Genomic DNA, 24956 nt, shown 5'->3' with positions numbered 1-24956 from the left:
GGGGGCGGGCTTACATCCAGCCATATTCCGCCATCGACAACGGATCACCGTCCCCCACGATGATGTGATCCAGTACCCGCACATCCACCACTTCCAGGGCCTTTTGCAGCAGCTTGGTCAATTTTCGATCAGCCGCGCTGGGCTCCACGCTCCCGGAAGGATGGTTGTGACACAGAATCAACGCCGCCGCGTTATAGGCCAGGGCGCGCTTGACCACTTGCCGCGGGTAGACCACGGCAGCGTCGATGGTCCCCTCGGACAACACTTCGAACCCCAGCACCCGATGCTTTGAATCGAGAAACAGGCAGCCGAAAACTTCATGGGGCTCATGGCGCAACAGCGACTTGAGGTAATTGCGCACGGCCACCGGGCTTTCCAGCACCGAATCGCTGCGCAGGCGTTCGGCCATATGGCGCCGGGAGATTTCCAGTACCGCCTGCAACTGCGCAAACTTCGCCGGCCCCAAGCCCAATTGCTGGCTGAACACCGCCTGGCTGGCTTCCAGCAGCGGGCGCAAACCGCCAAATTGCGCCAGCAGATGGCGCGCCAGGTCCACCGCGCTCCTGCCGGTTACCCCGGTGCGCAGGAAGATCGCCAGCAATTCAGCATCGGACAGACTCGCAGCACCCCACTCCAAAAGCTTCTCTCGCGGCCGCTCTGCCGCCGGCCAATCACGAATACTCATTCCACCTCCCTGTGCATGTGCGCCGCTGTTGCGGGGCGGGCGCTGTGTTATCGTAGGCCCTCTTTTTTGCGTGCGATTTCACCTGGGGAGGGGGCATCGCAGGCGTCACTGAACTGGCTTCACTGAACTGGAAAGGCAAACCAATGCAGCGTCTGTATCGGAAACGCATCGTTCTCGGCGTCGGCGGCGGCATTGCCGCCTACAAGAGCGCAGAGCTGGTCCGCAGGCTTCTCGACCAGGGCGCTGAAGTGCGCGTGGTCATGACCCGCGGCGGCAGTGAGTTCATTACTCCGCTGACCATGCAGGCCTTGTCCGGACACCCGGTTCACCTGGACCTGCTGGACCCGGCAGCCGAAGCCGCCATGGGTCATATCGAACTTGCCAAGTGGGCCGACCTGGTACTGATCGCCCCAGCCACCGCCGACCTGATTGCGCGCCTGGCGCAAGGCATTGCCGATGACCTGCTGACCACCCTGGTACTGGCCACCGACGCCACCGTCGCCATCGCCCCGGCCATGAATCAGGCCATGTGGCGCGACCCGGCGACCCAGGCCAACACCCAGCTCCTGCAAAGTCGTGGCCTCAAGGTGTTCGGCCCGGCCTCCGGCAGCCAGGCCTGCGGCGATGTCGGCATGGGCCGCATGCTCGAAGCCACCGACCTGGCATTGTGCGCCGCCGAATGCTTCCAGCACCTGGCCCTGACCGGCCGGCACGTGCTGATTACGGCCGGCCCGACCCAGGAAAACATCGACCCGGTACGCTACATCACCAACCATAGCTCAGGAAAAATGGGCTTTGCCTTGGCGGAAGCCGCGGTCGAGGCAGGCGCACGCGTTACCCTGATCACCGGTCCGGTGCACTTGCCGACCCCCGATCGCGTCACGCGAATCGACGTAGTCAGCGCCCGGGACATGCTGGCCGCCTGTGAGGCCGCCATTCCCTGTGACCTGTTTATCGCTTCGGCAGCGGTTGCAGACTACCGCCCTGAAGTCGTCGCCCCGCAAAAGCTCAAGAAAGACCCTACGAGCGGTGACGGGCTGCTCCTGCAAATGGTGCGCAACCCGGACATCCTGGCCACAATCGCCACGCGTCCGGACCGCCCGTTCAGTGTCGGCTTTGCCGCCGAGACCGAGCACCTGCTGGACTACGCCGCACGCAAACTGAAAGACAAAAACCTCGACCTGATCGTTGCCAATGATGTCGCCAACCCGAGCATCGGCTTCAACAGCGAGGAAAACGCCTGCAGCGTGATCGACCGCGAGCTGCACGCCACTCTTTTCGCCCAGACCAGCAAAGGCAAGATTGCCCGCCAACTGATCTCTTTTATCGCCCAACGGCTGAACCAGGTTTAATTTCCATGCACGCTTTGCAAGCCAAGATCCTCGACCCCCGCATCGGCACCGAATTCCCGCTGCCGGCCTACGCCACCCCAGGTTCCGCCGGCCTGGACCTGCGCGCCATGCTCAAGCAAGACACCGTCCTTGAACCGGGCCAGACCGTCCTGATTCCCACCGGCCTGTCGATCTACGTCGGCGACCCGGGCCTGGCCGCGCTGATCCTGCCGCGCTCCGGCCTGGGCCACAAACACGGTATCGTGCTGGGTAACCTGGTAGGCCTGATCGACTCGGACTACCAAGGCGAGTTGATGGTGTCGTGCTGGAATCGTGGCCAGACGGCGTTCAACATCGTTGTCGGCGAGCGCATTGCCCAGCTTGTACTGGTGCCGGTGGTGCAGGCGCGCTTCGAACTGGTGCAGGATTTCGACGAAACCCAACGCGGCGCAGGCGGTTTTGGGCATTCCGGCAGTCACTGACTACGCTGAACCTGGCCGGGCGCTTTTGCCCGGCTCGATGCCCCCGCAAGGCTTTTCAGGATGAAGAATGCGCGGACTTTATCAGCGAGATTTCCCATTTGAAATCAATGCATTACGCAGGAATAAAGACAGGGGCCAAGCTCCGATGGCACTTTTGCACCACGAACTCTCTGCCGAAAACACCGTCATACCCTTCAGTTTGAGCCTGCCGGTCAGCCACATTAAGGCCAGCCTTGCCCCCCTTGAGATGGAGTTTCCCCCCGCGATGAGTACCGCAGCCCGAGTAGCCCCGACATTCCCCGACAGCATCTTTCGCGCCTATGACATTCGTGGCGTAGTCCCCAAGACCCTGACCGCCGAAACCGCCTACTGGATTGGCCGCGCCATTGGTTCCCAGAGCCTGGCCCAGGACGAGCCGAACGTCTCGGTCGGTCGTGACGGTCGCCTGTCCGGTCCGGAACTGGTGGAACAACTGATCCAGGGCCTGGCCGACAGCGGCTGCCATGTCAGCGATGTGGGCCTGGTGCCCACTCCCGCGCTGTACTACGCCGCCAATGTACTGGCCGGCAAATCCGGGGTAATGCTGACCGGCAGCCATAACCCGTCGGACTACAACGGCTTCAAGATCGTCATCGCCGGCGACACCCTGGCCAACGAACAGATCCAGGCCCTGCACACCCGCCTGAAGACCAACGACCTGACCAGCGGCAAAGGCAGCATCACCAAAGTTGACATCCTGCAGCGCTACTCTGATGAAATCACCGGCGACGTCAAACTCGCACGCCGCCTCAAAGTGGTGGTGGACTGCGGCAACGGCGCGGCCGGCGTGATCGCCCCGCAGCTGCTCGAAGCCTTGAACTGCGAAGTGATCCCGCTGTTCTGCGAAGTCGACGGCAACTTCCCCAACCACCACCCGGACCCAGGCAAACCGGAAAACCTGGTGGACCTGATCGCCAAGGTCAAGGAAACCGGTGCTGACGTCGGCCTGGCCTTTGACGGCGACGGCGACCGTGTAGGCGTAGTGACCGAAACCGGCGAGATCGTATTCCCGGACCGCCTGCTGATGCTGTTCGCCCGCGATGTGGTGGCGCGCAACCCGGGTGCCGAGATCATTTTCGACGTGAAGTGCACCCGCCGCCTCACCCCGCTGATCAAGGAATATGGTGGCCGTCCGCTAATGTGGAAGACCGGTCACTCGTTGATCAAAAAGAAAATGAAGGAAACCGGCGCGCTGTTGGCCGGCGAAATGAGCGGCCACGTGTTCTTCAAGGAGCGCTGGTTCGGGTTTGACGACGGCATTTACAGCGCCGCCCGTCTGCTGGAGATCCTCAGCAAGGAAAAATCCACCTGCGATTCGCTGTTTCAGACCTTCCCGAATGATATTTCTACGCCAGAGATCAATATCCATGTGACCGAGGAGAGCAAATTCAGCATCATTGACGCACTGCACGATGCGCAATGGGGTGAAGGCGCCCACCTGACCACCATTGATGGTGTGCGAGTCGATTACGCCAAGGGCTGGGGCCTGGTTCGCGCGTCCAACACCACACCGGTGCTGGTGCTGCGTTTCGAGGCGGATACCGAGGCTGAGTTGCAGCGCATCAAGGACGTGTTCCACGCCCAGTTGAAACGTGTTGCCCCTGATCTCCAATTACCGTTCTGATTTTTACCGGAGCCCTGAATGACCCTCGAACGCGAAGCCGCTGCCAACACCGCCAAGGTCCTGTCCGAAGCGTTGCCTTATATTCGACGCTACGTCGGCAAGACGCTGGTGATCAAGTACGGCGGCAATGCCATGGAAAGCGACGAGCTGAAAACCGGCTTTGCCCGCGACATCGTGTTGATGAAAGCCGTGGGAATCAACCCCGTGGTGGTCCACGGCGGCGGCCCGCAGATCGGCGACCTGCTCAAGCGCTTGTCGATCGAGAGTCACTTCATCGATGGCATGCGCGTCACTGACGCGCAGACCATGGACGTGGTGGAGATGGTCCTCGGCGGCCAGGTGAACAAAGACATCGTCAACCTGATCAACCGTCATGGCGGCAGCGCCATTGGCCTGACCGGCAAGGACGCCGAGCTGATCCGCGCGAAAAAACTGACCGTTACCCGTCAGACGCCGGAAATGACCCAGCCGGAAATCATCGATATCGGCCAGGTAGGCGAAGTGATCGGCATCAACACCGACCTGCTGAACCTGCTGGTCAAGGGCGACTTCATCCCGGTGATCGCGCCGATCGGCGTGGGTGCCAACGGTGAGTCCTACAACATCAACGCCGACCTGGTGGCGGGCAAGGTGGCCGAAGCATTGAAGGCTGAAAAGCTGATGCTGCTGACCAACATTGCCGGCCTGATGGACAAGGAAGGCAAGGTGCTGACCGGTTTGACCACTCAACAAGTGGACGAACTGATCGCCGACGGCACCATCTACGGCGGCATGCTGCCGAAGATCCGTTGCGCGCTGGAAGCGGTGCAAGGCGGCGTCGGCAGCTCGCTGATCCTGGATGGTCGTGTACCGAATGCAATCCTGCTGGAAATCTTCACCGATACGGGTGTGGGCACGCTGATCAGTAACCGCAAGCGTCCCTGATTTACAAAGCACCAAAAAACCGCAGTTTCTTACGGCGCCTACGACAATACGTACCCATGTACGGAATATTCGTCAGGCAAAGTAGAATCTGCGGTTTTTTATGCACAATGGAAACACAGCCTACAACGATGATCACGAAAACGCCGCTGAAGTCTTTCAGTATTAATGGGTATTTCAACACTCACTGAAAACATCACAAAGGGTGAAATGCCTCGACTTTTTTCACCGTAATAGCTATTTTCAACATTCGCTGAAAAGGGCTAAATTAATGAAAGAACTCGAAATTCACTCCAGAGACGCGCTGCGAAGCCTCCTGAGCAAGGTACCGATTCTCGAGATTAAAAGCCTCAAAACTATGCCTCCTTCCAAAGGCTGGACTCCCGACTTCATTATCGAGATTGACGCATCGGGCAAATCACGCCCTCTGGTATGCGAGGTAAAAGCAAACGGCCAGCCCCGATTCATAAACGCGGCCATACTTCAGCTTCGCGACTATGTGAGCGAGCAAAGGCCGGAGGCGACGCCTATTGTGGTAGCCCCCTATCTTTCACCCGTAGCAAGACAACTGTGTCGGGAAAAGGGTGTGGGATATCTGGACCTGGAAGGTAATGCCTGGATCTCGTTCGATGGTGTATTCATTGATCACCAAGTAGCTGACAAGCCGCTCTCGGAGCACAGGGAGCTTAAGTCTTTCTTCAAACCGAAATCAGCGCAGATCATACGCACGATGCTTCGGGATCCGGGCCGAGCCTGGCGGGTGGTAGAACTGTGCGAAGCCGCCGGGGTGAGCCTGGGACAGGTCAGTAATGTCCGCACAGCACTACTGAATCGAGAATGGGCAAGAGCGACAAACGACGGCGTATGTCTATCCGATCCTCAAGCGCTCCTGGATGCATGGACCGAAGCATACGAGCCTCCATCAGGAGAGCGTAAGGGCTTCTATACCACCTTACATGGCAGCGCATTGGAAAATGCCGCGCGCATCGCTATTGGAGAAAGGAGCGACGGACACGCACTTTTTTCCTCCTTTTCTGCCGCTCAATGGCTCGCACCCTATGCTCGCATCAGCACGAATTACTTTTATGCCGACATTGAAGGGCTAGAGAGACTGGTTAAAGCACTACAGTTGGTTCCTGCATCAAAGGGAGAGAACGTTGTCATCACTTTACCCAACGACGAAGGACTCCTACTGGACACCGTTGAACCCGCACCGGGCGCCCTGTGCACCAGCCCAGTTCAGACATATTTGGATCTATCGGTTGCGGGAGAGCGCGGAAAGGAAGCCGCCGAATATCTACGGCAGGAAAAACTGACATGGTCTCGTTAATCCCTCAAGAACCTCAATCGGCCTCAGATTATGACGACAGAACGACAGCTGCCGTGAAGGCGGTATTAGTCGAGATCGGTCAGATCCTTGGTTCCTTCAAAGGCAAGTTTGCAGTGATCGGTGGAGCGGTGCCTTGGCTCCTACTGGCGAACGACGATATGCAGCACGTTGGAACCCTCGATGTCGATTTGAGCTTGGACGCAGAGGCTCTCGGTGATGGCGAATACGCGACGTTGATTGAAGCACTGATGGGTAATGGGTACGAACAAAGAGGAGAACTGCGGCGATTCCAGCTCGTTCGCCAGGTTCCCGTGCAAGACGGTGGATCGGCGATAGATGTGATCGTGGACTTCTTGATGCCGCGCGACGCCGAAATCATCCAGAACAAACCTCCCATTCTTAACGACTTTGCAGTTCAACGTGCTGACGGTGCCGACTTGGCGATGCGCTTCTATCAAATGGTTGCCATTGAAGGCTCCATGCCTACGGGCGGCAAAAATCGTGTCGAGGTCGCGGTGTGCTCGATCCCCGCCCTGCTGGCGATGAAGGGATACGCCCTGAACGGAAGGCACAAACAGAAGGACGCATATGACATCTACTACTGCGTCCGTAATTTCCCCGGTGGCATGCAAGCGCTTGCAGGAGAATGTCGATCAGTACTGGAAACCGGGAGTGGAAAACAGGGATTTCAGTTCATCGGCGAAAAGTTTGATATCGCCGAAGGCTATGGCCCAACTGCCGTAAGGCGATTCGTCGAAGACAGCCAAATACTCGGAGATCGCACACCGGAGCAATGGCAACAAGACGCTTTCGGGCAGGTTGACGCTTTATTGCGCGCCTTGCGACTGCGGGAGTAGCAACACCCCGAAACCCGAGCCGAAAAAAGGCCCCGATCAATTGAATGGAACGGGGCCTTTTTATTGTGGCGATTACTGAACGCCGAACTGCTCGCGATACGCCTTAACTGCCGGCAAATGCTGCTTGAGCTGCGGGTCGTCTTCCAGGAACTGCAGCACCTGGTTCAATGACACGATACTGACCACTGGAATACCGAAATCACGCTCCACTTCCTGGATCGCCGACAACTCACCGTTGCCACGCTCCTGGCGGTTCAGCGCGATCAGCACACCGGCGGCCTTGGCGCCGTCCTGGGAAGCGATGATCTGCATCACTTCACGGATAGCCGTGCCGGCCGTGATCACGTCATCGATGATCAATACATCGCCGGTAAGCGGCGCGCCCACCAGGCTGCCGCCTTCGCCATGGGCCTTGGCTTCCTTGCGGTTGAAGCACCATGGCAGATCGCGCCCATGATGTTCCGCCAGGGCCACGGCTGTTGCAGCGGCCAGGGGGATGCCCTTGTAGGCCGGGCCAAACAGCACGTCGAAGGAAATACCGCTTTCAACGATGGCTGCCGCGTAGAAGCGCCCCAACTGAGCCAGGGCCGAGCCCGAGTTGAACAAGCCTGCATTGAAGAAATACGGGCTGGTGCGCCCGGACTTGAGGGTGAACTCACCGAAGCGCAAAACCCCGCGATCGATGGCAAAACGAATGAAATCGCGTTGATACGCCTGCATGAAAAAAGCCTCAGATACCACGGATTTAGCTAATTAGGTAGACGGCGTGTATCATACACGCACGCGATTTTTGGGGCCATTTATGCGGATCATCAGTGTGAACGTTAATGGTATTCAGGCTGCAGTCGAGCGTGGTTTGCTCAGTTGGCTGCAAGCTCAGAATGCCGACGTCATCTGCCTGCAGGACACCCGCGCCTCCGCCTTTGAACTGGACGACCCAGCCTTCCAACTGGATGGCTACTTCCTTTATGCCTGCGATGCCGAAGTGCCCACCCAAGGTGGCGTGGCTTTGTACTCGCGGTTGCAACCCAAGGCGGTCATCAGCGGCCTCGGCTTCGAGACAGCCGACCGCTACGGGCGCTACCTGCAAGCCGATTTCGACAAGGTCAGCATCGCGACCTTGCTGCTTCCTTCGGGGCAGAACGGCGATGAAGACTTGAACCAGAAGTTCAAGCTAATGGACGATTTCGCCCGTTACCTGGATAAACAGCGACGCAAACGTCGCGAGTACATTTACTGTGGCTCGCTGTACGTGGCGCAACAGAAGCTGGATATCAAGAACTGGCGTGACAGCCAGCAATCCCCGGGCTTCCTGGCGCCGGAACGGGCCTGGATGGACGAGATTGTCGGCAACATGGGCTATGTGGATGCGCTGCGCGAAGTCAGCCGCGAAGGCGACCAGTACAGCTGGTGGCCAGACAATGAACAGGCTGAGATGCTCAACCTGGGCTGGCGCTTCGACTACCAGTTGCTGACCCCGGGTCTGCGCCGGTTCGTTCGCAGTGCACGCCTGCCGCGCCAGCCGCGCTTCTCGCAGCACGCGCCGCTGATCGTGGACTACGACTGGACACTGACCATCTAGGGTCTTTATCCAGGCACAAAAAAACCGACATCGCTGTCGGTTTTTTTGTGGGTGTCGATTATTTGACCAGGCGCCAGGTCAAGGGATAGCGATAGGCGATCCCTTTGTTGGCTTTGATTGCGCCGATGATCGTCAGCACCACGCTTGCGATGACCAAGGCCGTCATCAGGAAAAACCCAATGACCGCGAAGGCCAGCACGATGCAAATGATCCAGGCGATGGCTACGGTGATCTGGAAATTCAGTGCCTCCTTGCCCTGGTCGTCAATGAACGGATCCACTTCTTTTTTCATCTGCCACAGGATCAGCGGCCCCACGACGCTGCCGAAGGGGAATACAAACCCCAGGAACGCAGCAAGATGGCACAACATTGCCCCCTGACGCACCTCGTAGGAAGGCGTAGGCACCGGCATTTGGCTGTCATTCATGGCGCTTCTCCTTGAGGCGTACTCAGTCAGCCAGTGCGGCGTTCTGCAGTTCGAAGATCTCAGTCATGCCTTTCTGGGCCAGGGCCAGCATGGCGTTCAGCTCGGCCGGCTGGAATGGCGCACCTTCGGCGGTGCCCTGCACTTCGATGAAACCACCGGTGCTGGTCATCACTACGTTCAGATCGGTCTCGGCAGCCGAGTCTTCCAGGTAATCCAGGTCCAGCACCGGCTCGCCCTGGTACATGCCCACCGATACGGCGGCGATCATCTGCTTCAGTGGGTCGCCGCCTTTCAGGCCGCCGCGCTTCTTGATGACTTTAAGCGCGTCGACCAGCGCCACCATGGCGCCGGTGATGGAGGCGGTGCGCGTACCGCCATCGGCCTGGATCACGTCGCAGTCGACGTAGAGAGTCACGTCGCCCAGCTTGGTCATATCCAGGGCCGCGCGCAGGGAGCGCCCGATCAGGCGCTGGATTTCCAGGGTACGGCCGCCTTGCTTGCCACGGCTGGCTTCACGCTGGTTACGCTCGCCGGTGGCGCGTGGCAGCATGCCATATTCGGCGGTCAGCCAACCCTGGCCCTGGCCCTTGAGGAAGCGCGGCACGCCATTTTCAACGCTGACGGTGCAGATAACCTTGGTATCGCCAAACTCGACCAGTACGGATCCCTCGGCGTGTTTGGTGTAGTTGCGGGTGATGCGGATCGAGCGGAGCTGATCGGCAACGCGACCACTTGGACGTTTCATAGGGGATACCTGTACTGAGGACGAAAAACTGCCGAGCATTATAGAGCCGCGAGCCGATTCGGGGCACTGCTAAAAATCTGGTTACGAATGCCCAGGGTTTGGGCGCGCCCGCCCCACTGCGCTACAATCCCGCGCCTTCGCAGCCTGTCGGCTTCAATTTACCCATCAGCCCGCTTTCGCGGGACTGCATCGCGAGGTACCTCCATGGTGCACAGCATGACCGCCTTTGCCCGCGTCGAAAAAGCCGGCGCCCAAGGCACCCTGAGCTGGGAACTGCGCTCGGTCAACAGCCGCTACCTGGAGCCGCACCTGCGCCTGCCGGAATCCTTCCGCGACCTCGAAGGCGCCGTGCGTGAGGCACTGCGCCAGGGCATCTCCCGCGGCAAGCTGGAATGCACCCTGCGCTTTACCGAAGAAACCACCGGCAAGCCGCTGCAGGTAGACCGCGAGCGCGCTGCGCAACTGGTCGCCGCGGCCGAAACCGTCGCCGGCCTGATCAAGCAGCCCGCCGCACTGAACCCTCTGGAAGTGCTGGCCTGGCCCGGCGTGCTGGTGGCCGACGCCTCCGACCCGCAAGCCCTCAACGCCGAAGCCCTCGCCCTGTTCACCCAGGGATTGAAGGAACTCAAGGCTGGCCGCGAGCGTGAAGGCGCCGAACTGGCCCGACTGATCAACGAGCGCCTGACGTCGATCGAAGCAGACGTGGTCACCTTGCGCGAGCTGGTACCGCAGATGCTCGCCACCCAACGCCAGAAGGTCCTCGACCGCTTCACCGACATGAAGGCCGACCTCGACCCCGTGCGCCTGGAGCAGGAAATGGTGCTGCTCGCGCAGAAGAGCGATGTCGCCGAAGAACTGGATCGCCTGAGCACCCACATCCTCGAAGTGCGCCGCGTGCTCAAGTCCGGCGGCGCCGCTGGTCGGCGCCTGGACTTCCTGATGCAGGAACTCAACCGCGAAGCCAATACACTGGGCTCCAAGGCTTTCGATCCGCGCAGCACCACGGCGGCGGTCAACCTCAAGGTGTTGATCGAGCAGATGCGCGAACAAGTACAGAATATTGAGTAAGGCAACCTCCATGACCCATAGCACCGGCACCCTGTACATCATTTCCGCCCCTTCGGGCGCGGGCAAGAGCAGCCTGGTCAAGGCCCTGACCGACGCTGACGAGCAGATTCGCATCTCGATCTCCCACACCACCCGCGCCATGCGTCCGGGCGAGGTGAACGGCGTGCACTATCACTTCGTCGAGCGCACCGAGTTCGTCAAGATGATCGAGCATGGCGACTTCCTCGAGCGCGCCGAGGTGTTCGGCAACCTCTACGGCACCTCGCAGAGCCACCTGCAGCAGACCCTGGACGAAGGCCACGACCTGATCCTGGAAATCGACTGGCAGGGCGCCGAGCAAGTGCGCCAGCTGATGCCCAAGGCACGCTCGATCTTTATCCTGCCGCCGTCGCTCGAAGCCTTGCACCAGCGCCTGACCAACCGTGGCCAGGACAGCGACGAGATCATCGAAGGCCGCATGCGGGAAGCTGTCAGCGAAATGAGCCACTATGTCGACTACGACTACCTGATCATTAACGACGATTTTTCCCACGCGCTGGATGACCTGAAGGCGATTTTCCGCGCCAATCAGCTCCAGCAAAAGCGTCAACAGCAGCGTTTCGGCAAATTACTAGCCGAACTGCTCGGCTGATTGGCCCTTCCCAAAACCGCTGCAAGGGCTTTACATTGGCGCTTGCAGCGGTTTTGCGAGAGCCTGCGAAAAATCAGCGCTTCCCTAAACGCTGGTGATTTTTTAAACTGCTCAGTCCGCTCGCCCAACCGGGCAGCGCGCATCTTGCATTCGCTCCGAGGAATATCATGGCCCGCGTAACCGTTGAAGACTGCCTAGACCACGTGGCAAACCGCTTTGAGCTGGTCATGCTCTCTACCAAGCGTGCCCGTCAACTGGCCACTGGCGGCAAAGAGCCCCTGGTCCAGTGGGAAAACGACAAGCCTACCGTTGTAGCCCTGCGTGAAATCGCTGAAGGCCTGATGAGCTACGAGTTCATCGCCAACGCTGAAATCGTTGAAGACGAACCGTTGTTTGCAGCGTTCGAGGACGAGTCCAACGAGGCCGTCTAAGCCTATGCCTGGTCGACGTAGCACGGCGCGGGGTCACAGCCTTCGGCAGGAGTTCACACTTTGCCGAGCATAGACGCCCTCGCCGATCGCTTATCGGCCTACCTCGGCCCCGACCAGGTCAACCTGGTCCGCCGAGCGTATTTCTACGCCGAACAGGCCCACGACGGGCAACGCCGCCGAAGCGGTGAGGCGTACGTCACCCATCCTCTTGCGGTGGCGAATATCCTGGCCGACATGCACATGGACCATCAGAGCCTGATGGCCGCGATGCTGCATGACGTGATCGAAGACACCGGCATTGCCAAGGAAGCGCTCAGTGCGCAATTTGGCGAAACCGTGGCCGAACTGGTCGACGGGGTCAGCAAACTGACCCAGATGAACTTCGAGACCAAGGCCGAAGCCCAGGCGGAAAACTTCCAGAAAATGGCCATGGCCATGGCCCGGGACATCCGGGTGATCCTGGTCAAGCTGGCCGACCGGCTGCACAACATGCGCACGCTGGAAGTGCTGTCCGGCGAAAAACGCCGGCGCATCGCCAAGGAAACCCTGGAAATCTACGCGCCCATTGCCAACCGGCTGGGTATGCACGCCATTCGTATCGAGTTCGAAGACCTCGGCTTCAAGGCCATGCACCCGATGCGTTCGGCGCGCATCTACCAGGCCGTCAAGCGCGCCCGGGGCAACCGCAAGGAAATCGTCAACAAGATCGAAGAATCCCTGAGCCATTGCCTGGCGATCGACGAGATCGAGGGCGAGGTCAGCGGCCGGCAGAAGCACATCTATGGCATCTACAAGAAGATGCGCGGCAAGCGCCGGGCCTTCAACGAGATCATGGACGTGTACGCGTTCCGCATCATCGTGGACAAGGTCGATACCTGCTACCGCGTCCTCGGTGCTGTACATAATTTGTACAAACCCCTGCCGGGGCGCTTCAAGGACTACATCGCCATTCCCAAGGCCAACGGCTATCAATCGCTGCATACCACACTGTTCGGTATGCACGGGGTGCCGATCGAGATCCAGATCCGCACCCGCGAAATGGAAGAGATGGCCAACAACGGCATCGCCGCCCATTGGCTGTACAAATCCAGCGGCGACGAGCAGCCCAAAGGCACCCATGCCCGCGCCCGCCAGTGGGTCAAGGGCGTGCTGGAAATGCAGCAACGTGCCGGCAACTCCCTGGAATTTATCGAAAGCGTGAAGATCGACCTGTTCCCGGACGAGGTCTACGTATTCACGCCCAAAGGCCGCATCATGGAGCTGCCCAAAGGCTCCACTGCGGTCGACTTTGCCTACGCGGTGCACACCGACGTCGGCAACAGCTGCATTGCCTGCCGGATCAACCGCCGTCTCGCGCCGCTGTCCGAACCGCTGCAAAGCGGCTCCACGGTCGAGATCGTCAGTGCACCCGGAGCCCGCCCGAATCCGGCGTGGCTCAACTTCGTGGTCACCGGCAAGGCCCGCACACACATCCGCCACGCGCTGAAACTGCAGCGCCGCTCCGAGTCCATCAGCCTGGGCGAACGCCTGCTGAACAAAGTGCTCAACGGCTTCGACAGCGCCTTGGACAAGATTGCGCAGGAGCGCGTGCAAGCGATGCTCCACGAGTACCGCCAGGAAACCATCGAAGACCTGCTGGAAGATATCGGCCTGGGCAACCGCATGGCCTACGTGGTCGCACGCCGCCTGCTGGGCGAAGGCGAACAGTTGCCAAGCCCCGAAGGCCCGCTGGCGATTCGCGGCACAGAGGGCCTGGTGCTCAGCTACGCCAAATGCTGCACGCCGATCCCTGGCGACCCGATTGTCGGCCACCTGTCGGCTGGCAAGGGCATGGTTGTTCACCTCGACAACTGCCGCAACATCACCGAGATCCGTCACAACCCGGAAAAATGCATCCAGCTCTCGTGGGCCAAGGATGTCACCGGCGAATTCAACGTCGAGCTGCGCGTGGAGCTGGAACACCAGCGCGGCCTGATCGCCCTGCTGGCCAGCAGCGTCAACGCGGCCGACGGCAATATCGAGAAAATCAGCATGGACGAGCGCGATGGTCGCATCAGCGTGGTCCAGCTGGTGGTCAGCGTGCATGACCGCGTGCACCTGGCCCGCGTGATCAAGAAACTGCGCGCCTTGACCGGTGTGATCCGCATCACCCGCATGCGTGCGTAGCCCATCCATTACAAGGAGTCATTCATGACCAAGACCGTTATCACCAGCGACAAGGCCCCAGCCGCCATCGGTACTTACTCCCAGGCCATCAAGGCGGGCAACACCGTCTACATGTCCGGCCAGATCCCGCTGGACCCAAAGACCATGGAACTGGTGGAAGGCTTCGAAGCCCAGACCGTACAGGTCTTCGAAAACCTAAAGTCCGTGGCCGAAGCTGCCGGCGGCTCGTTCAAGGACATCGTCAAGCTGAACATCTTCCTCACCGACCTGAGCCACTTCGCCAAGGTCAACGAGATCATGGGCAAGTACTTCGAACAACCTTACCCAGCCCGCGCCGCCATTGGTGTTGCCGCCCTGCCAAAGGGCGCACAGGTTGAGATGGACGCAATTCTGGTCATCGAGTAAAACACCCGGCGCAGCCTCCATAGGCTGCGCCGACTTCGTTTTAAAAGGATTTCATGATGCGCAAAGCGCTTGTAGCCTCTTCGTTGCTCGCCCTGTTGCTCGGCGGCTGCGCCAGCAACCCTGCCAACCAGGATGTGAGCGGCACCTGGATCAACCAGGTCGCCATCGATGCGGCAGCCAAGGGCGGCCCTTTGCGTGAAGCGCTGCAAAGCTATGGCCCGAACCTCGAATGGGAGGTCAACCCCAAGGCTTCGCAGGCACGTTACTACAACGGTTTTGAAGTCGCGGAAGGCAAGTTGCTCGGCGAACAGTCCGGCGCCTGGAGCGTCGACTTCTACGGCAGCTCCGCCACTGAACTCAAGCGCAAAGGCAGGCAACTGCTGCAAGTGGCCAACGACAACGAGCCCGAGCAGCTCTTTGCCCGCGCCAAGGAACCTGCACCGGAAGGTGCGCCGCTGGGTGCCAACTTCGAACGCGCCCTGTACGCAGCCTATATGGGCGGCGACTGGAAGATCACCGACGGCTTCGGCAACGGTGCCACTGTCCAGTTCCAGCCTGACGGCAAGGTCGCCGGTTTGCCCAATGTTGATCGGTACTCTCTGTGCCTGGCCGGTGACTGTGCCTCCATGAGCGGCGGCTACGACAGCATGTGGCTGCAGCTCAACGGCGTGGGTAACCCGTGGATCTTCGTGCGCAAGGGCAAGCAGTTGGAGATCTTCCAGGCGGTCAACACCGCTCAAGCGGATGAAGTGCCTCAGTTCACTCCCGGGCCGCGCCAATGGCTGCTTGAAAAACAATAGCAGTCATCACCCAGCTCCAAATGTGGGAGAGGGGCTTACCCCCTCCCACATCTTTAACCGCATTTCAGCCTTTAAGAATGGCTGCGTACCCTTCGCGGTAGCTCGCATACGTGGGCGTCCACCCCAGCGCCTTTATCCGGGCATTGCTGCATTGCTTGCTGCCCGCACGCCGCACACTCGCGTCCTCGGACCACTCAGTGACGCCCAGGTAGTCACGCAGCCAGGCCACCACCTCGGCCAAGGGCGCCGGTGCATCGTCGACGCCGATATAGACCTTATCCAGCGAACCGCCCTGCTCCACGTGGCGTAGCAAAAATGCCAGCAAGCCCGCCGCATCATCGGCGTGTATACGGTTGCCGTATAAAGGCGGATCAAGCGCTACACGGTACCCCTGGCGCACCTGGGTCAGCAGCCATTCGCGACCAGGACCGTAAATGCCGGTCAACCGCACGACGCTCGCAGGAATGCCACTGTTAAGTGCCACCTGCTCGGCCTCCAGCATGACTTGCCCGGAATAACCCTTGGCCTGGGTTTCGGAGGTTTCGTCGACCCACTCGCCATTCTGCTGCCCGTATACGCTGCTGCTGGACACAAACAGCAGGTGCCTGGGCTCCTGGCCATAATCCTTCAGCCACTCCAGCACATGCTGCAACCCTTGCACGTAAGCGGCGCGATAACCGGCCTCATCGTGGTCGGTGGCGGCGGCGCAGTACACCAGGTAATCCACCCCGCCGATCGGCCAGGTGTCAGGGCAATCCTTGTTGAACAGGTCGCCGGCAATGCCGATCACCCCGTCGGGCAGGCGTGAAATATCGCGCCGCAGGCCATGAACCTCCCATTCCGAGGCCAGCAATTGGCTAGCCAGCCGACTACCCACATCGCCACATCCGGCAATCACAACCGAAGGCACAGACATCATAAAACTCCGTTCTTAAAGGTCTAGATTAGCCCTCGCAGCAGACCGGCGGCCAGAAAAAGGGCAAATAAAGTTACTGTATTACTTCTGTTAACAAGAATTACTTGCAATAATAACCGCCCATTTGTCCTCGACCCCTTTGGGTCTGGAAGGACGATCAGTCATTTTCTTCTCTCAGGTCCGGCCAGCATGACACGTAATACAACCCCCGCTTCGCCAACCAAGCTTCACAGCCCATCCCGCGCCTGGCGTGCGATTGCTGCGATGCTGTTCAGCGTACTGCTGGCGCCGACCGCCGCATTCGCTGATGCCACCGCCCCGGCTACCCCGGCCGCCGCCGAGCACAATGCTGCGGCTCCAACCGCACCCGCTGCGGCCACCGACCCGGCCCAGGCTGCAGTCCCAGCCGCCGCCGACGAAACCGGTGTCGTGCTGGAAGAAGACAACACCCTGGGCATGGCCCACGACCTGTCGCCATGGGGCATGTACCAGAATGCTGACGTGGTGGTGAAAGCCGTGATGATCGGCCTGGCCATCGCGTCGATCATTACCTGGACCATCTGGATCGCCAAAGGCTTCGAGCTGCTGGGTGCCAAGCGCCGTCTGCGCACTGAAATCGTCCACCTGAAGAAGGCCACCACCCTCAAGGAAGCCAGCGAAAGCGCGACCAAGAAAGGCACCCTGGCCAACACCCTGGTGCACGACGCACTGGAAGAAATGCGCCTGTCGGCCAACACCCGTGAAAAAGAAGGCATCAAGGAGCGCGTGGCGTTCCGCCTGGAACGCCTGGTTGCAGCCTGCGGCCGTAACATGAGCAGCGGCACCGGCGTGCTCGCGACCATCGGCTCCACCGCGCCGTTCGTCGGCCTGTTCGGTACCGTCTGGGGCATCATGAACAGCTTCATCGGCATCGCCAAAACCCAGACCACCAACCTCGCCGTCGTCGCCCCCGGCATCGCCGAAGCCCTGCTGGCAACCGCCCTGGGCCTGGTCGCCGCGATTCCTGCGGTAGTGATCTACAACGTCTTCGCCCGTTCGATTGCCGGCTACAAGGCCCAGGTATCGGACGCGTCGGCAGAAGTCCTGCTGCTGGTCAGCCGCGACCTCGATCACCTGCCTACCGAGCGCAGCTCGCAACCGCACATGGTGAAAGTGGGGTAATCGGCCATGGGCCTGCATTTGAATCAAGGCGACGACGAACTCGTCGAGAACCACGAAATCAACGTCACGCCGTTTATCGACGTGATGCTCGTGCTGCTGATCATCTTCATGGTGGCCGCTCCATTGGCCACCGTGGACATCAAGGTTGACCTGCCCGCCTCCAGCGCCAAGCCTGCGCCGCGGCCGGAGAAACCGATCTTCCTCAGCGTCAAGACGGACCAACGCCTGTTCCTGGGCGAAGAAGAGGTCAAGACCGAAACCCTGGGGCCGGTGCTCGATGCCAAGACCCAAGGCAAGAAGGACACGACGATCTTCTTCCAGGCCGACAAGGGCGTGGACTACGGCGACCTGATGAGCGTGATGGATGCCCTGCGGGCAGCCGGCTACCTCAAGGTAGGCCTGGTCGGACTTGAGACGGCAGCCAAGAAATGATCACGACGCGCCACAAACTGACGCGTTATGGCACCAGCCTCGCCGTCGTGCTGGGCGTGCATGCCGTCGCGATTGCCATCGCGCTCCACTGGTCAGCGCCGCGCACGGTGCAGTTGCCGCCGGCAGCCATGGTCATCGACCTGGCCCCGATGCCAGCACCGCCGCCGCCGGCGCCGCCGAAAGTGGTAACGCCGCCGCAACCGCCTGCACCGGTGGAAGAGCTGCCCCTGCCGAAACTGGCCGAGGCTCCCAAGCCAACGATCCAGGTGCCCAAGCCGGTCAAGCCAAAACCTAAACCGCAGCCGCCCAAGCCGGTGGAGAAAAAGATCGAGCCGCCCAAGGAGAAACCCTCCGAGGACCCGCCTAGCGACGCTCCGCCCACCAAGGCACCGGCTGAAAAATCGGCCCAGCCCGTACCTGGCCCGTCGCCGCAACAGATCGCCGCCAAAGCGTCCTGGGAAGGCACCCTGCTGGCACACTTGCAGAAGTACAAGAAGTACCCGCCAGGTGCCCAGGCCCGTGGCAAGGAAGGCCTGAACCGCCTGAAGTTCGTGGTGGATGGCGACGGTAACGTGCTGTCCTACGAGTTGGTGGGGCGTTCCGGCAACGCCGACCTGGACCGCGCCACCCTGGACATGATCCGTCGTGCCCAGCCGCTGCCCAAGCCGCCAGCCGATATGCTCAAGGGCGGCAGCATCGAGATCGTTGCACCGTTCGTGTACAACATCGAGAAGCGTCGTCGCTGAAAATGATGATGGCGAGGGACACCCCTCGCCACTCTCAGCAAAATCCCGCGCATTCCCCCCTCAATCCCCAGCAAAGTTCTGATAACGTGCGTCTATCGATTGCAGCCGGTATGCTTGGCCCGCAACCTCATGGACGCCCGCTATGACTCTTACAGAATTACGCTACATCGTCACCCTCGCCCAAGAGCAACACTTTGGCCACGCGGCCGAGCGTTGCCACGTCAGCCAGCCGACGCTGTCGGTGGGCGTGAAGAAGCTTGAAGACGAACTCGGTGTGCTGATTTTCGAGCGCAGCAAAAGCGCCGTGCGCCTCACCCCGGTGGGCGAAGGCATCGTGGCCCAGGCCCAGAAGGTGCTGGAACAGGCGCAAAGCATTCGCGAACTGGCCCAGGCCGGCAAGAACCAGCTGACCGCACCGCTGAAAGTCGGCGCCATCTATACCGTCGGCCCGTACCTGTTCCCGCACCTGATCCCGCAACTGCACCGCGTCGCGCCGCAGATGCCGCTGTATATCGAAGAAAACTTTACCCACGTGCTGCGCGACAAACTGCGCAACGGCGAGCTGGACGCGATCATCATCGCGCTGCCGTTCAACGAAGCGGATGTGTTGACCCTGCCGCTCTACGACGAGCCGTTCTACGTGCTGATGCCCGCCTCCCATCCGTGGACGCAAAAAGACACCATCGACGCCGGCCTGCTCAACGACAAGAGCCTGCTGCTGCTCGGCGAAGGCCACTGCTTCCGCGACCAGGTGCTGGAAGCCTGCCCGACCCTGACCAAAGGCAACGACGGCGCCAAGCACACCACTGTGGAATCCAGCTCCCTGGAAACCATCCGGCATATGGTCGCGTCCGGCCTGGGCATCTCGATCCTGCCGCTGTCGGCAGTGGACAGCCATCACTACGCCCCCGGCGTGATCGAAGTGCGCCCACTCACGCCACCGGTGCCGTTCCGTACCGTGGCGATTGCCTGGCGCGCCAGCTTCCCACGGCCCAAAGCCATTGAGATCCTCGCCGACTCGATCCGCCTGTGTTCGGTGGCCAAGCCGCCTGCTGCGAGCTAAGTAAACGTATGACTGAGCTGTCGCAGGTGTCGGTGACGGCACTCAAGGGTGTCGGCGAGGCCATGGCCGAGAAGCTGGCCAAGGTCGGCCTGGAAAACCTCCAGGACGTGCTGTTCCACCTGCCCCTGCGCTATCAGGATCGCACTCGCGTGGTGCCCATCGGCCAACTGCGTCCTGGGCAGGATGCGGTGGTCGAAGGCACCGTCAGCGGTGCCGACGTGGTGATGGGCAAGCGCCGCAGTCTGGTGGTGCGCCTGCAGGATGGCACCGGCGGCCTGAGCCTGCGCTTCTACCATTTCAGTAACGCACAGAAAGAAGGCCTCAAGCGCGGCACCCGCGTGCGCTGCTACGGCGAAGCGCGCCCCGGCGCCTCCGGCCTGGAGATCTACCACCCGGAATACCGCGCCATTACCGGTGACGAACCGCCGCCGGTGGACACCACCCTCACGCCGATCTACCCGCTCACCGAAGGCCTGACCCAACAGCGCCTGCGCCAATTGTGCATGCAGACCCTGAGCATGCTTGGCCCGCAGAGCCTGCCCGACTGGCTGCCCCTGGAACTGGCCCGCGACTACCAACTGGCGCCACTGGCCGATGCGATCCGCTACCTGCATCACCCCCCTGCGGACGCCGATGTCGACGAACTGGCCCTCGGTCATCACTGGGCCCAGCACCGCCTGGCGTTCGAAGAACTGCTGACTCACCAACTGTCCCAGCAACGCCTGCGCGAAAGCATGCGCTCCCTGCGTGCGCCGGCCATGCCCAAGGCCACGCGCTTGCCTGCGCAATACCTGGCCAACCTCGGCTTTGCGCCGACCGGCGCCCAGCAGCGCGTGGGCAATGAAATCGCCTACGACCTCAGCCAGCACGAGCCGATGCTGCGCCTGATCCAGGGCGACGTGGGCGCGGGCAAGACCGTGGTCGCCGCCCTCGCCGCCCTGCAAGCCCTGGAAGCCGGTTACCAGGTGGCGCTGATGGCGCCCACCGAGATCCTCGCCGAGCAGCACTTCATCACGTTCAAGCGCTGGCTCGAGCCCCTGGGCCTGGAAGTCGCGTGGCTGGCCGGCAAGCTCAAGGGCAAGACGCGCGCGGCCGCGCTGGAACAGATCGCCGGCGGCGCACCGATGGTGGTGGGTACCCATGCGCTGTTCCAGGACGAAGTGCAGTTCAAGAACCTGGCCCTGGTGATCATCGACGAACAGCACCGCTTCGGCGTGCAACAGCGCCTGGCCCTGCGCCAGAAAGGCGTGGGCGGGCGCATGAACCCGCACCAGTTGATCATGACCGCCACCCCGATCCCGCGCACCCTGGCCATGAGCGCCTACGCCGACCTCGACACTTCGATCCTCGACGAACTGCCCCCCGGCCGCACACCGGTCAACACCGTGCTGGTCACCGACACCCGGCGCGTCGAAGTGATCGAACGTGTGCGCGGCGCCTGTGCCGAAGGCCGCCAGGCGTACTGGGTGTGCACACTGATCGAAGAGTCCGAGGAGCTGACCTGCCAGGCCGCCGAGACCACCTATGAAGACCTCACCAGCGCCCTGGGCGAACTCAAGGTCGGGCTGATCCATGGGCGCATGAAGCCCGCGGAAAAGGCCGCGGTGATGGCTGAATTCAAGGCCGGTAACCTGCAGCTGCTGGTCGCTACCACCGTGATTGAAGTGGGCGTGGACGTGCCCAACGCCAGCCTGATGATCATCGAAAACCCCGAGCGCCTGGGCCTGGCGCAACTGCACCAATTGCGCGGCCGTGTGGGCCGAGGCAGCGCCGCAAGTCACTGCGTGCTGCTCTACCACCCGCCGTTGTCGCAGATCGGCCGCCAGCGCCTGGGCATCATGCGCGAGACCAACGACGGTTTTGTCATCGCCGAGAAAGACCTCGAACTGCGCGGCCCCGGCGAAATGCTCGGCACCCGCCAGACCGGCCTGCTGCAGTTCAAGGTCGCCGACCTGATGCGCGACGCCGACCTGTTGCCCGCCGTGCGCGATGCAGCGCAGGCGTTGCTGGAGCGCTGGCCGGATCACGTCAGCCCGCTGCTGGATCGCTGGCTGCGCCATGGGCAGCAATACGGCCAAGTGTGACGCCTGACGCACTTATCCGACCTACAGGTGTATCAAGCTGGTTATACTTCGGTGACTGTAAGAAATTGGATCAGGCCATGTCAGAAGTTGCCCACGCCACAGCCCCACTGACCGCCCCACCGGTCATTCGGGCTTTGCTCGCAAAACTCGCCATCAGCTACACGGAAGTCACCGAACATCCGGGCCTGAATCCTGCGCAAAAAGTCCAGGCCGTCTTGCTGGAAGACGCGGTGGGCGCCCTGATGGTGCTGTTCCCGCAGAACCAGCTGCTGGACCTCAACCGCCTTACCGAACTCACGGGTCGCCGCCTTACGGCCGTGTCGCCGGACCGCGTCGCGCGCATGCTGGGCAAGCACGACCTGAGCCTGCTGCCGGGCCTGCCGGCACTCACCAGTTCGCCGTGCCTGTACGAAGGCAGCCTGCTCGACGAGCCGAGCCTGCTGGTGCATTCGGGCGAAGCCGGGCTGCTGCTGGAAATCGCCAGCGACGCTTTCAAGACCATGCTCACCAAGGCCAGCGCGGCCCAGTTCGGTGAACCGCTGAGCAACATCCGCCCGAACCTCGACCGCCCCAATGATGACCGTGAGGAAATCACCCAGGCGATGCAGGCGTTTACCGCCCGTCGCATCCAGCAACGCCTGGAAGCGACCATCGAGATTCCACCGCTGGCCGACACCGCCCAGAAGATCATCAAGCTGCGCGTCGACCCCAATGCCACCATCGACGACATCACCGGCGTGGTCGAAACCGACCCGGCACTGGCCGCCCAAGTGGTGAGCTGGGCCGCATCGCCGTACTACGCATCGCCGGGCAAGATCCGCTCGGTGGAAGACGCCATCGTGCGCGTGCTGGGTTTTGACCTGGTGATCAACCTCGCCTTGGGCCTGGCCCTGGGCAAGACCTTGAGCCTGCCCAAGGACCACCCGCACCAGGCCACACCGTACTGGCACCAGTCCATCTACACCGCCGCCGTGATCGAAGGCCTGACCCGCGCCATGCCCCGCGCTCAGCGCCCGGAAGCCGGCCTGACCTACCTCGCCGGCCTGCTGCACAACTTCGGCTACCTGTTGCTGGCCCATGTGTTCCCGCCGCACTTCTCGCTGATCTGCCGCCACCTGGAGGTCAACCCGCACCTGTGCCACAGCTATGTGGAGCAACACCTGCTGGGCATCAGCCGCGAGCAGATCGGCGCCTGGCTGATGCGCTACTGGGACATGCCGGACGAGCTGTCCACTGCCCTGCGCTTCCAGCACGACCCGACCTACGATGGGCAATACGCCGAATACCCGAACCTGGTGTGCCTGGCCGTGCGCCTGCTGCGCAGCCGGGGGATTGGGTCCGGGCCGGACGAGACCATCCCGGACGAACTGCTTGAGCGTTTGGGCTTGAGCCGTGACAAAGCGGATGACGTCGTGGCCAAGGTGCTGGATGCCGAGGTGCTGCTGCGCGAATTGGCCTCGCAGTTCAGCCAGGCTTAACAGCAGCTGCAAGCTTCAAGTAGTCAGCTTCAAGCTTGCAGCTTGTGGCTCATCGCTTGGAGCTGCGCTTACGCCCCAAATACTTGGTCAACCCCTGGAACCAGATCACCAGCGCCGGGTTGCCCTTGATCTGGATCGACTTGTCCTGAATCCCCGTCATGAACGCCAGTTGCTTGTTCTTCGCCTGCATCGTGGCGAAGCCGTAGGCGGCATCCTTGAACGCGATGGCGAACGCCGGCGCCGGGTGAACGCCCGAGCGGCTGGTGATGCGTTGGTCTTTGACGATGAAGTGACGGGCAACCTTGCCGTCGAGGGTCTGCAACTGGAATGCGAGGTCTTTGTCACCCAGCTGTTGCTGGAAGGCAGGATTGGTGCGGCTGGCTTTGCCCATCATCAGGCCCAGCACCCACAGGAGAAGACGAAATTTCATGCACACGGCCTCGGTGTAATTATTGAGTGGCCGCAGCAGTTTAACCAATTGCAAAAAGAACGCTACCGATCTTGCGCATTAGCGGAAGATCGGCTGGCGTTTGACGCTTATAGCAGCATGTTACTTAAACGTTAGGGCAAGGCACCGGTGCCCAGTCGACCAGGTTAGGATCGCGGCAAGTGCCTTCGATCTGCGCTTTACCGGCGCTGGCGACCTTCTTGCTTTCATCCTGCTTGGTCTGGGCGGTCTGGAAGGTTTTCTCGGTGCTCACGGCTTCTGTTGGTACGGTTGGAAGCGGTGGCTTTTTCGGTGGCTTGGTGCCGGTACCTTTCTTCTTGCCCGGCGTCACAACGGGCGTTACATCGGCCTTGGCCACGGTGACCACGTCGGCACGCTGTACGCCGACCTGCTGCAGGTCTTTCTCGTAGGCCTGGGTGTAGTTGTTCAGGTCTTCGGCGGCTTTGCCGTTGACCGCCACGATCAGGTCATTGGATTCCTTCAGGCCCGAAACGATTTCCGCCAGGCGCTTGCGGCCTTCGGTGTCGTTGACGGTCTTGGCTTTGCGATCAGCCACCAACTTGGTGAATGCGCTCTGGTAGCACTGCTGGGACGCCCTGGCGTACGCGGTGCTGCGGTCGATGTCGGAGGCGCTTTTGTTCACGTCAGCCGCATACGAGGCAATGCGCTGGTTGTCGTCGGCGATCTGCTTCTGACGCTCGGTGTAGTACCCCGCTGCGCCGCCGGCCAGGGCCCCGCCCGCTGCGCCGATGGCGGCGTTACGGCCACGTTTTTCCTTGTCGCCGGTCAGGGCGCCGAGCAGGGCACCGCCGGCCGCGCCGATGGCCGCACCGGTCACCACCGACTTGGTCATGTTCGAATCGGTGGCGCGCAAGTGCTGCACCGGCTCGTAGCAGTTGGGGTAGTACTCGACCTTGGTGCTCGACGCGACCTTGGAGGCCGGCGACGTGGCGCAGCCGGTCAGCACAGTGCTGAAACCGGCCGCGATCAGCAGCAAGTGACGCTTGGAAACCGCCTTACGGGAAAAAAGCATAGGTTGTGTTCTCTTCTAAGTTTGACTTGCCCAGTGCGGCCACTGCCGCCTGAGTCCCTTCCAAGCTCGCC

Annotated in this window: 25 protein-coding genes and 1 pseudogene; 19 read left to right on the top strand and 7 right to left on the bottom strand. The window is 61.2% G+C overall.

Translation table 11 applies throughout. From position 1 onward, the window contains the following. Positions 1 to 10: 10 nt before the first annotated feature. Complete coding sequence (gene radC / locus Q8X51_RS09600) at positions 11 to 685, bottom strand: RadC family protein (protein WP_407693713.1); 675 nt, start codon at positions 683 to 685, stop codon at positions 11 to 13. 143 nt (positions 686 to 828) lie between these two features. Here radC and coaBC point away from each other — a divergent pair, with 143 nt between their 5' ends. From coaBC to Q8X51_RS09570, 6 genes and pseudogenes are all read left to right on the top strand, one after another. Beyond that, a complete protein-coding gene (gene coaBC, locus Q8X51_RS09595; protein ID WP_027608291.1) occupies positions 829 to 2037 on the top strand; it encodes a bifunctional phosphopantothenoylcysteine decarboxylase/phosphopantothenate--cysteine ligase CoaBC in 1209 nt (402 codons plus the stop codon). 5 nt (positions 2038 to 2042) lie between these two features. Then, positions 2043 to 2498, top strand: a complete 456-nt coding sequence (gene dut, locus Q8X51_RS09590) for a dUTP diphosphatase (protein ID WP_065926712.1) — start codon at positions 2043 to 2045, stop codon at positions 2496 to 2498. Positions 2499 to 2739: 241 nt separating this feature from the next. Then, positions 2740 to 4161: pseudogene (locus tag Q8X51_RS09585) on the top strand (phosphomannomutase/phosphoglucomutase); the annotation flags it as partial. Between the two features lie 18 nt (positions 4162 to 4179). After that, on the top strand, positions 4180 to 5085 hold the full coding sequence (argB, locus tag Q8X51_RS09580; RefSeq protein ID WP_015886532.1) for an acetylglutamate kinase: 906 nt from the start codon (positions 4180 to 4182) through the stop codon (positions 5083 to 5085). Between the two features lie 268 nt (positions 5086 to 5353). Further along, complete coding sequence (locus Q8X51_RS09575; protein WP_407693714.1) at positions 5354 to 6412, top strand: type IV toxin-antitoxin system AbiEi family antitoxin; 1059 nt, start codon at positions 5354 to 5356, stop codon at positions 6410 to 6412. Next, positions 6400 to 7269: a hypothetical protein gene (locus Q8X51_RS09570; RefSeq protein WP_407693715.1), complete on the top strand. Its 870-nt coding sequence runs from the start codon at positions 6400 to 6402 to the stop codon at positions 7267 to 7269. The genes Q8X51_RS09575 and Q8X51_RS09570 overlap by 13 nt, the downstream gene beginning before the upstream one ends. A 72-nt stretch (positions 7270 to 7341) precedes the next feature. Here Q8X51_RS09570 and pyrE read toward each other — a convergent pair whose 3' ends face one another. Further along, positions 7342 to 7989, bottom strand: coding sequence for an orotate phosphoribosyltransferase (pyrE, locus tag Q8X51_RS09565; protein WP_027608288.1), 648 nt, complete (start codon positions 7987 to 7989; stop codon positions 7342 to 7344). An 82-nt stretch (positions 7990 to 8071) separates the two neighbouring features. Between pyrE and Q8X51_RS09560 the strand changes: the two genes are divergently transcribed. Further along, positions 8072 to 8851, top strand: coding sequence for an exodeoxyribonuclease III (locus Q8X51_RS09560; RefSeq protein ID WP_003195493.1), 780 nt, complete (start codon positions 8072 to 8074; stop codon positions 8849 to 8851). 58 nt (positions 8852 to 8909) lie between these two features. On the opposite strand, the gene Q8X51_RS09555 is transcribed toward Q8X51_RS09560, so the two are convergent. Together Q8X51_RS09555 and rph are read right to left on the bottom strand one after the other, a co-directional pair. Next, positions 8910 to 9278 carry a DUF4870 domain-containing protein gene (locus tag Q8X51_RS09555; RefSeq protein WP_027608287.1) on the bottom strand — a complete coding sequence of 123 codons (369 nt, stop codon included), beginning with the start codon at positions 9276 to 9278 and terminating at the stop codon, positions 8910 to 8912. A 22-nt stretch (positions 9279 to 9300) separates the two neighbouring features. Further along, on the bottom strand, positions 9301 to 10023 hold the full coding sequence (gene rph / locus Q8X51_RS09550) for a ribonuclease PH (protein WP_027608286.1): 723 nt from the start codon (positions 10021 to 10023) through the stop codon (positions 9301 to 9303). Positions 10024 to 10227: 204 nt separating this feature from the next. Here rph and Q8X51_RS09545 point away from each other — a divergent pair, with 204 nt between their 5' ends. The 6 genes from Q8X51_RS09545 to Q8X51_RS09520 all read left to right on the top strand — a co-directional run bounded on the left by Q8X51_RS09545 (position 10228) and on the right by Q8X51_RS09520 (position 15524). Next, complete coding sequence (locus Q8X51_RS09545) at positions 10228 to 11091, top strand: YicC/YloC family endoribonuclease (protein ID WP_065926714.1); 864 nt, start codon at positions 10228 to 10230, stop codon at positions 11089 to 11091. A 10-nt stretch (positions 11092 to 11101) separates the two neighbouring features. Further along, positions 11102 to 11722 (top strand): guanylate kinase, encoded by a 621-nt coding sequence (gene gmk / locus Q8X51_RS09540; protein ID WP_027608284.1) that lies wholly within the window; start codon positions 11102 to 11104, stop codon positions 11720 to 11722. A 167-nt stretch (positions 11723 to 11889) separates the two neighbouring features. Beyond that, positions 11890 to 12153, top strand: coding sequence for a DNA-directed RNA polymerase subunit omega (gene rpoZ / locus Q8X51_RS09535; RefSeq protein WP_017735757.1), 264 nt, complete (start codon positions 11890 to 11892; stop codon positions 12151 to 12153). 60 nt (positions 12154 to 12213) lie between these two features. Further along, the gene (gene spoT / locus Q8X51_RS09530) at positions 12214 to 14319 is read left to right on the top strand and encodes a bifunctional GTP diphosphokinase/guanosine-3',5'-bis pyrophosphate 3'-pyrophosphohydrolase (protein ID WP_005792489.1); all 2106 of its coding nucleotides are present in this window, start codon (positions 12214 to 12216) and stop codon (positions 14317 to 14319) included. A 24-nt stretch (positions 14320 to 14343) separates the two neighbouring features. After that, positions 14344 to 14724, top strand: a complete 381-nt coding sequence (locus Q8X51_RS09525; protein ID WP_003176922.1) for a RidA family protein — start codon at positions 14344 to 14346, stop codon at positions 14722 to 14724. A gap of 56 nt (positions 14725 to 14780) precedes the next feature. Next, positions 14781 to 15524 (top strand): hypothetical protein, encoded by a 744-nt coding sequence (locus Q8X51_RS09520; RefSeq protein ID WP_065926715.1) that lies wholly within the window; start codon positions 14781 to 14783, stop codon positions 15522 to 15524. Between the two features lie 64 nt (positions 15525 to 15588). On the opposite strand, the gene Q8X51_RS09515 is transcribed toward Q8X51_RS09520, so the two are convergent. Beyond that, a complete protein-coding gene (locus Q8X51_RS09515) occupies positions 15589 to 16440 on the bottom strand; it encodes an SDR family oxidoreductase (RefSeq protein WP_065926716.1) in 852 nt (283 codons plus the stop codon). Positions 16441 to 16629: 189 nt separating this feature from the next. Between Q8X51_RS09515 and exbB the strand changes: the two genes are divergently transcribed. The 6 genes from exbB (at position 16630) to Q8X51_RS09485 (ending at position 23404) form a co-directional block, all read left to right on the top strand. Continuing rightward, entirely contained in the window at positions 16630 to 17601 is a 972-nt protein-coding gene (gene exbB, locus Q8X51_RS09510; protein ID WP_065926717.1) for a tonB-system energizer ExbB, read from the top strand. Between the two features lie 6 nt (positions 17602 to 17607). Next, positions 17608 to 18033, top strand: coding sequence for a TonB system transport protein ExbD (exbD, locus tag Q8X51_RS09505; protein WP_407693716.1), 426 nt, complete (start codon positions 17608 to 17610; stop codon positions 18031 to 18033). After that, positions 18030 to 18779: a TonB family protein gene (locus tag Q8X51_RS09500; protein WP_027608280.1), complete on the top strand. Its 750-nt coding sequence runs from the start codon at positions 18030 to 18032 to the stop codon at positions 18777 to 18779. The genes exbD and Q8X51_RS09500 overlap by 4 nt, the downstream gene beginning before the upstream one ends. 142 nt (positions 18780 to 18921) lie before the next feature. Further along, positions 18922 to 19842 (top strand): hydrogen peroxide-inducible genes activator, encoded by a 921-nt coding sequence (locus Q8X51_RS09495; protein WP_015886540.1) that lies wholly within the window; start codon positions 18922 to 18924, stop codon positions 19840 to 19842. 8 nt (positions 19843 to 19850) lie between these two features. Next, positions 19851 to 21926 carry an ATP-dependent DNA helicase RecG gene (gene recG / locus Q8X51_RS09490; protein WP_065926719.1) on the top strand — a complete coding sequence of 692 codons (2076 nt, stop codon included), beginning with the start codon at positions 19851 to 19853 and terminating at the stop codon, positions 21924 to 21926. A gap of 77 nt (positions 21927 to 22003) precedes the next feature. Continuing rightward, positions 22004 to 23404: an aminoacyl-tRNA deacylase and HDOD domain-containing protein gene (locus Q8X51_RS09485; protein WP_330215383.1), complete on the top strand. Its 1401-nt coding sequence runs from the start codon at positions 22004 to 22006 to the stop codon at positions 23402 to 23404. A gap of 49 nt (positions 23405 to 23453) precedes the next feature. Here the strand turns inward: Q8X51_RS09485 and Q8X51_RS09480 are convergent, their stop codons facing one another. Both Q8X51_RS09480 and tagQ read right to left on the bottom strand, forming a co-directional pair. Then, the gene (locus tag Q8X51_RS09480) at positions 23454 to 23834 is read right to left on the bottom strand and encodes a helicase (protein WP_065948786.1); all 381 of its coding nucleotides are present in this window, start codon (positions 23832 to 23834) and stop codon (positions 23454 to 23456) included. A gap of 124 nt (positions 23835 to 23958) precedes the next feature. Then, positions 23959 to 24885 (bottom strand): type VI secretion system-associated lipoprotein TagQ, encoded by a 927-nt coding sequence (gene tagQ, locus Q8X51_RS09475; protein ID WP_027608277.1) that lies wholly within the window; start codon positions 24883 to 24885, stop codon positions 23959 to 23961. Positions 24886 to 24956 lie beyond the last annotated feature (71 nt).

It is taken from the genome of Pseudomonas sp. Yb2C2 (assembly GCF_052112325.1).
GTDB classification, from domain to species: domain Bacteria; phylum Pseudomonadota; class Gammaproteobacteria; order Pseudomonadales; family Pseudomonadaceae; genus Aquipseudomonas; species Aquipseudomonas marginalis.
This window is presented reverse-complemented; position numbering and strand designations above follow the sequence as displayed.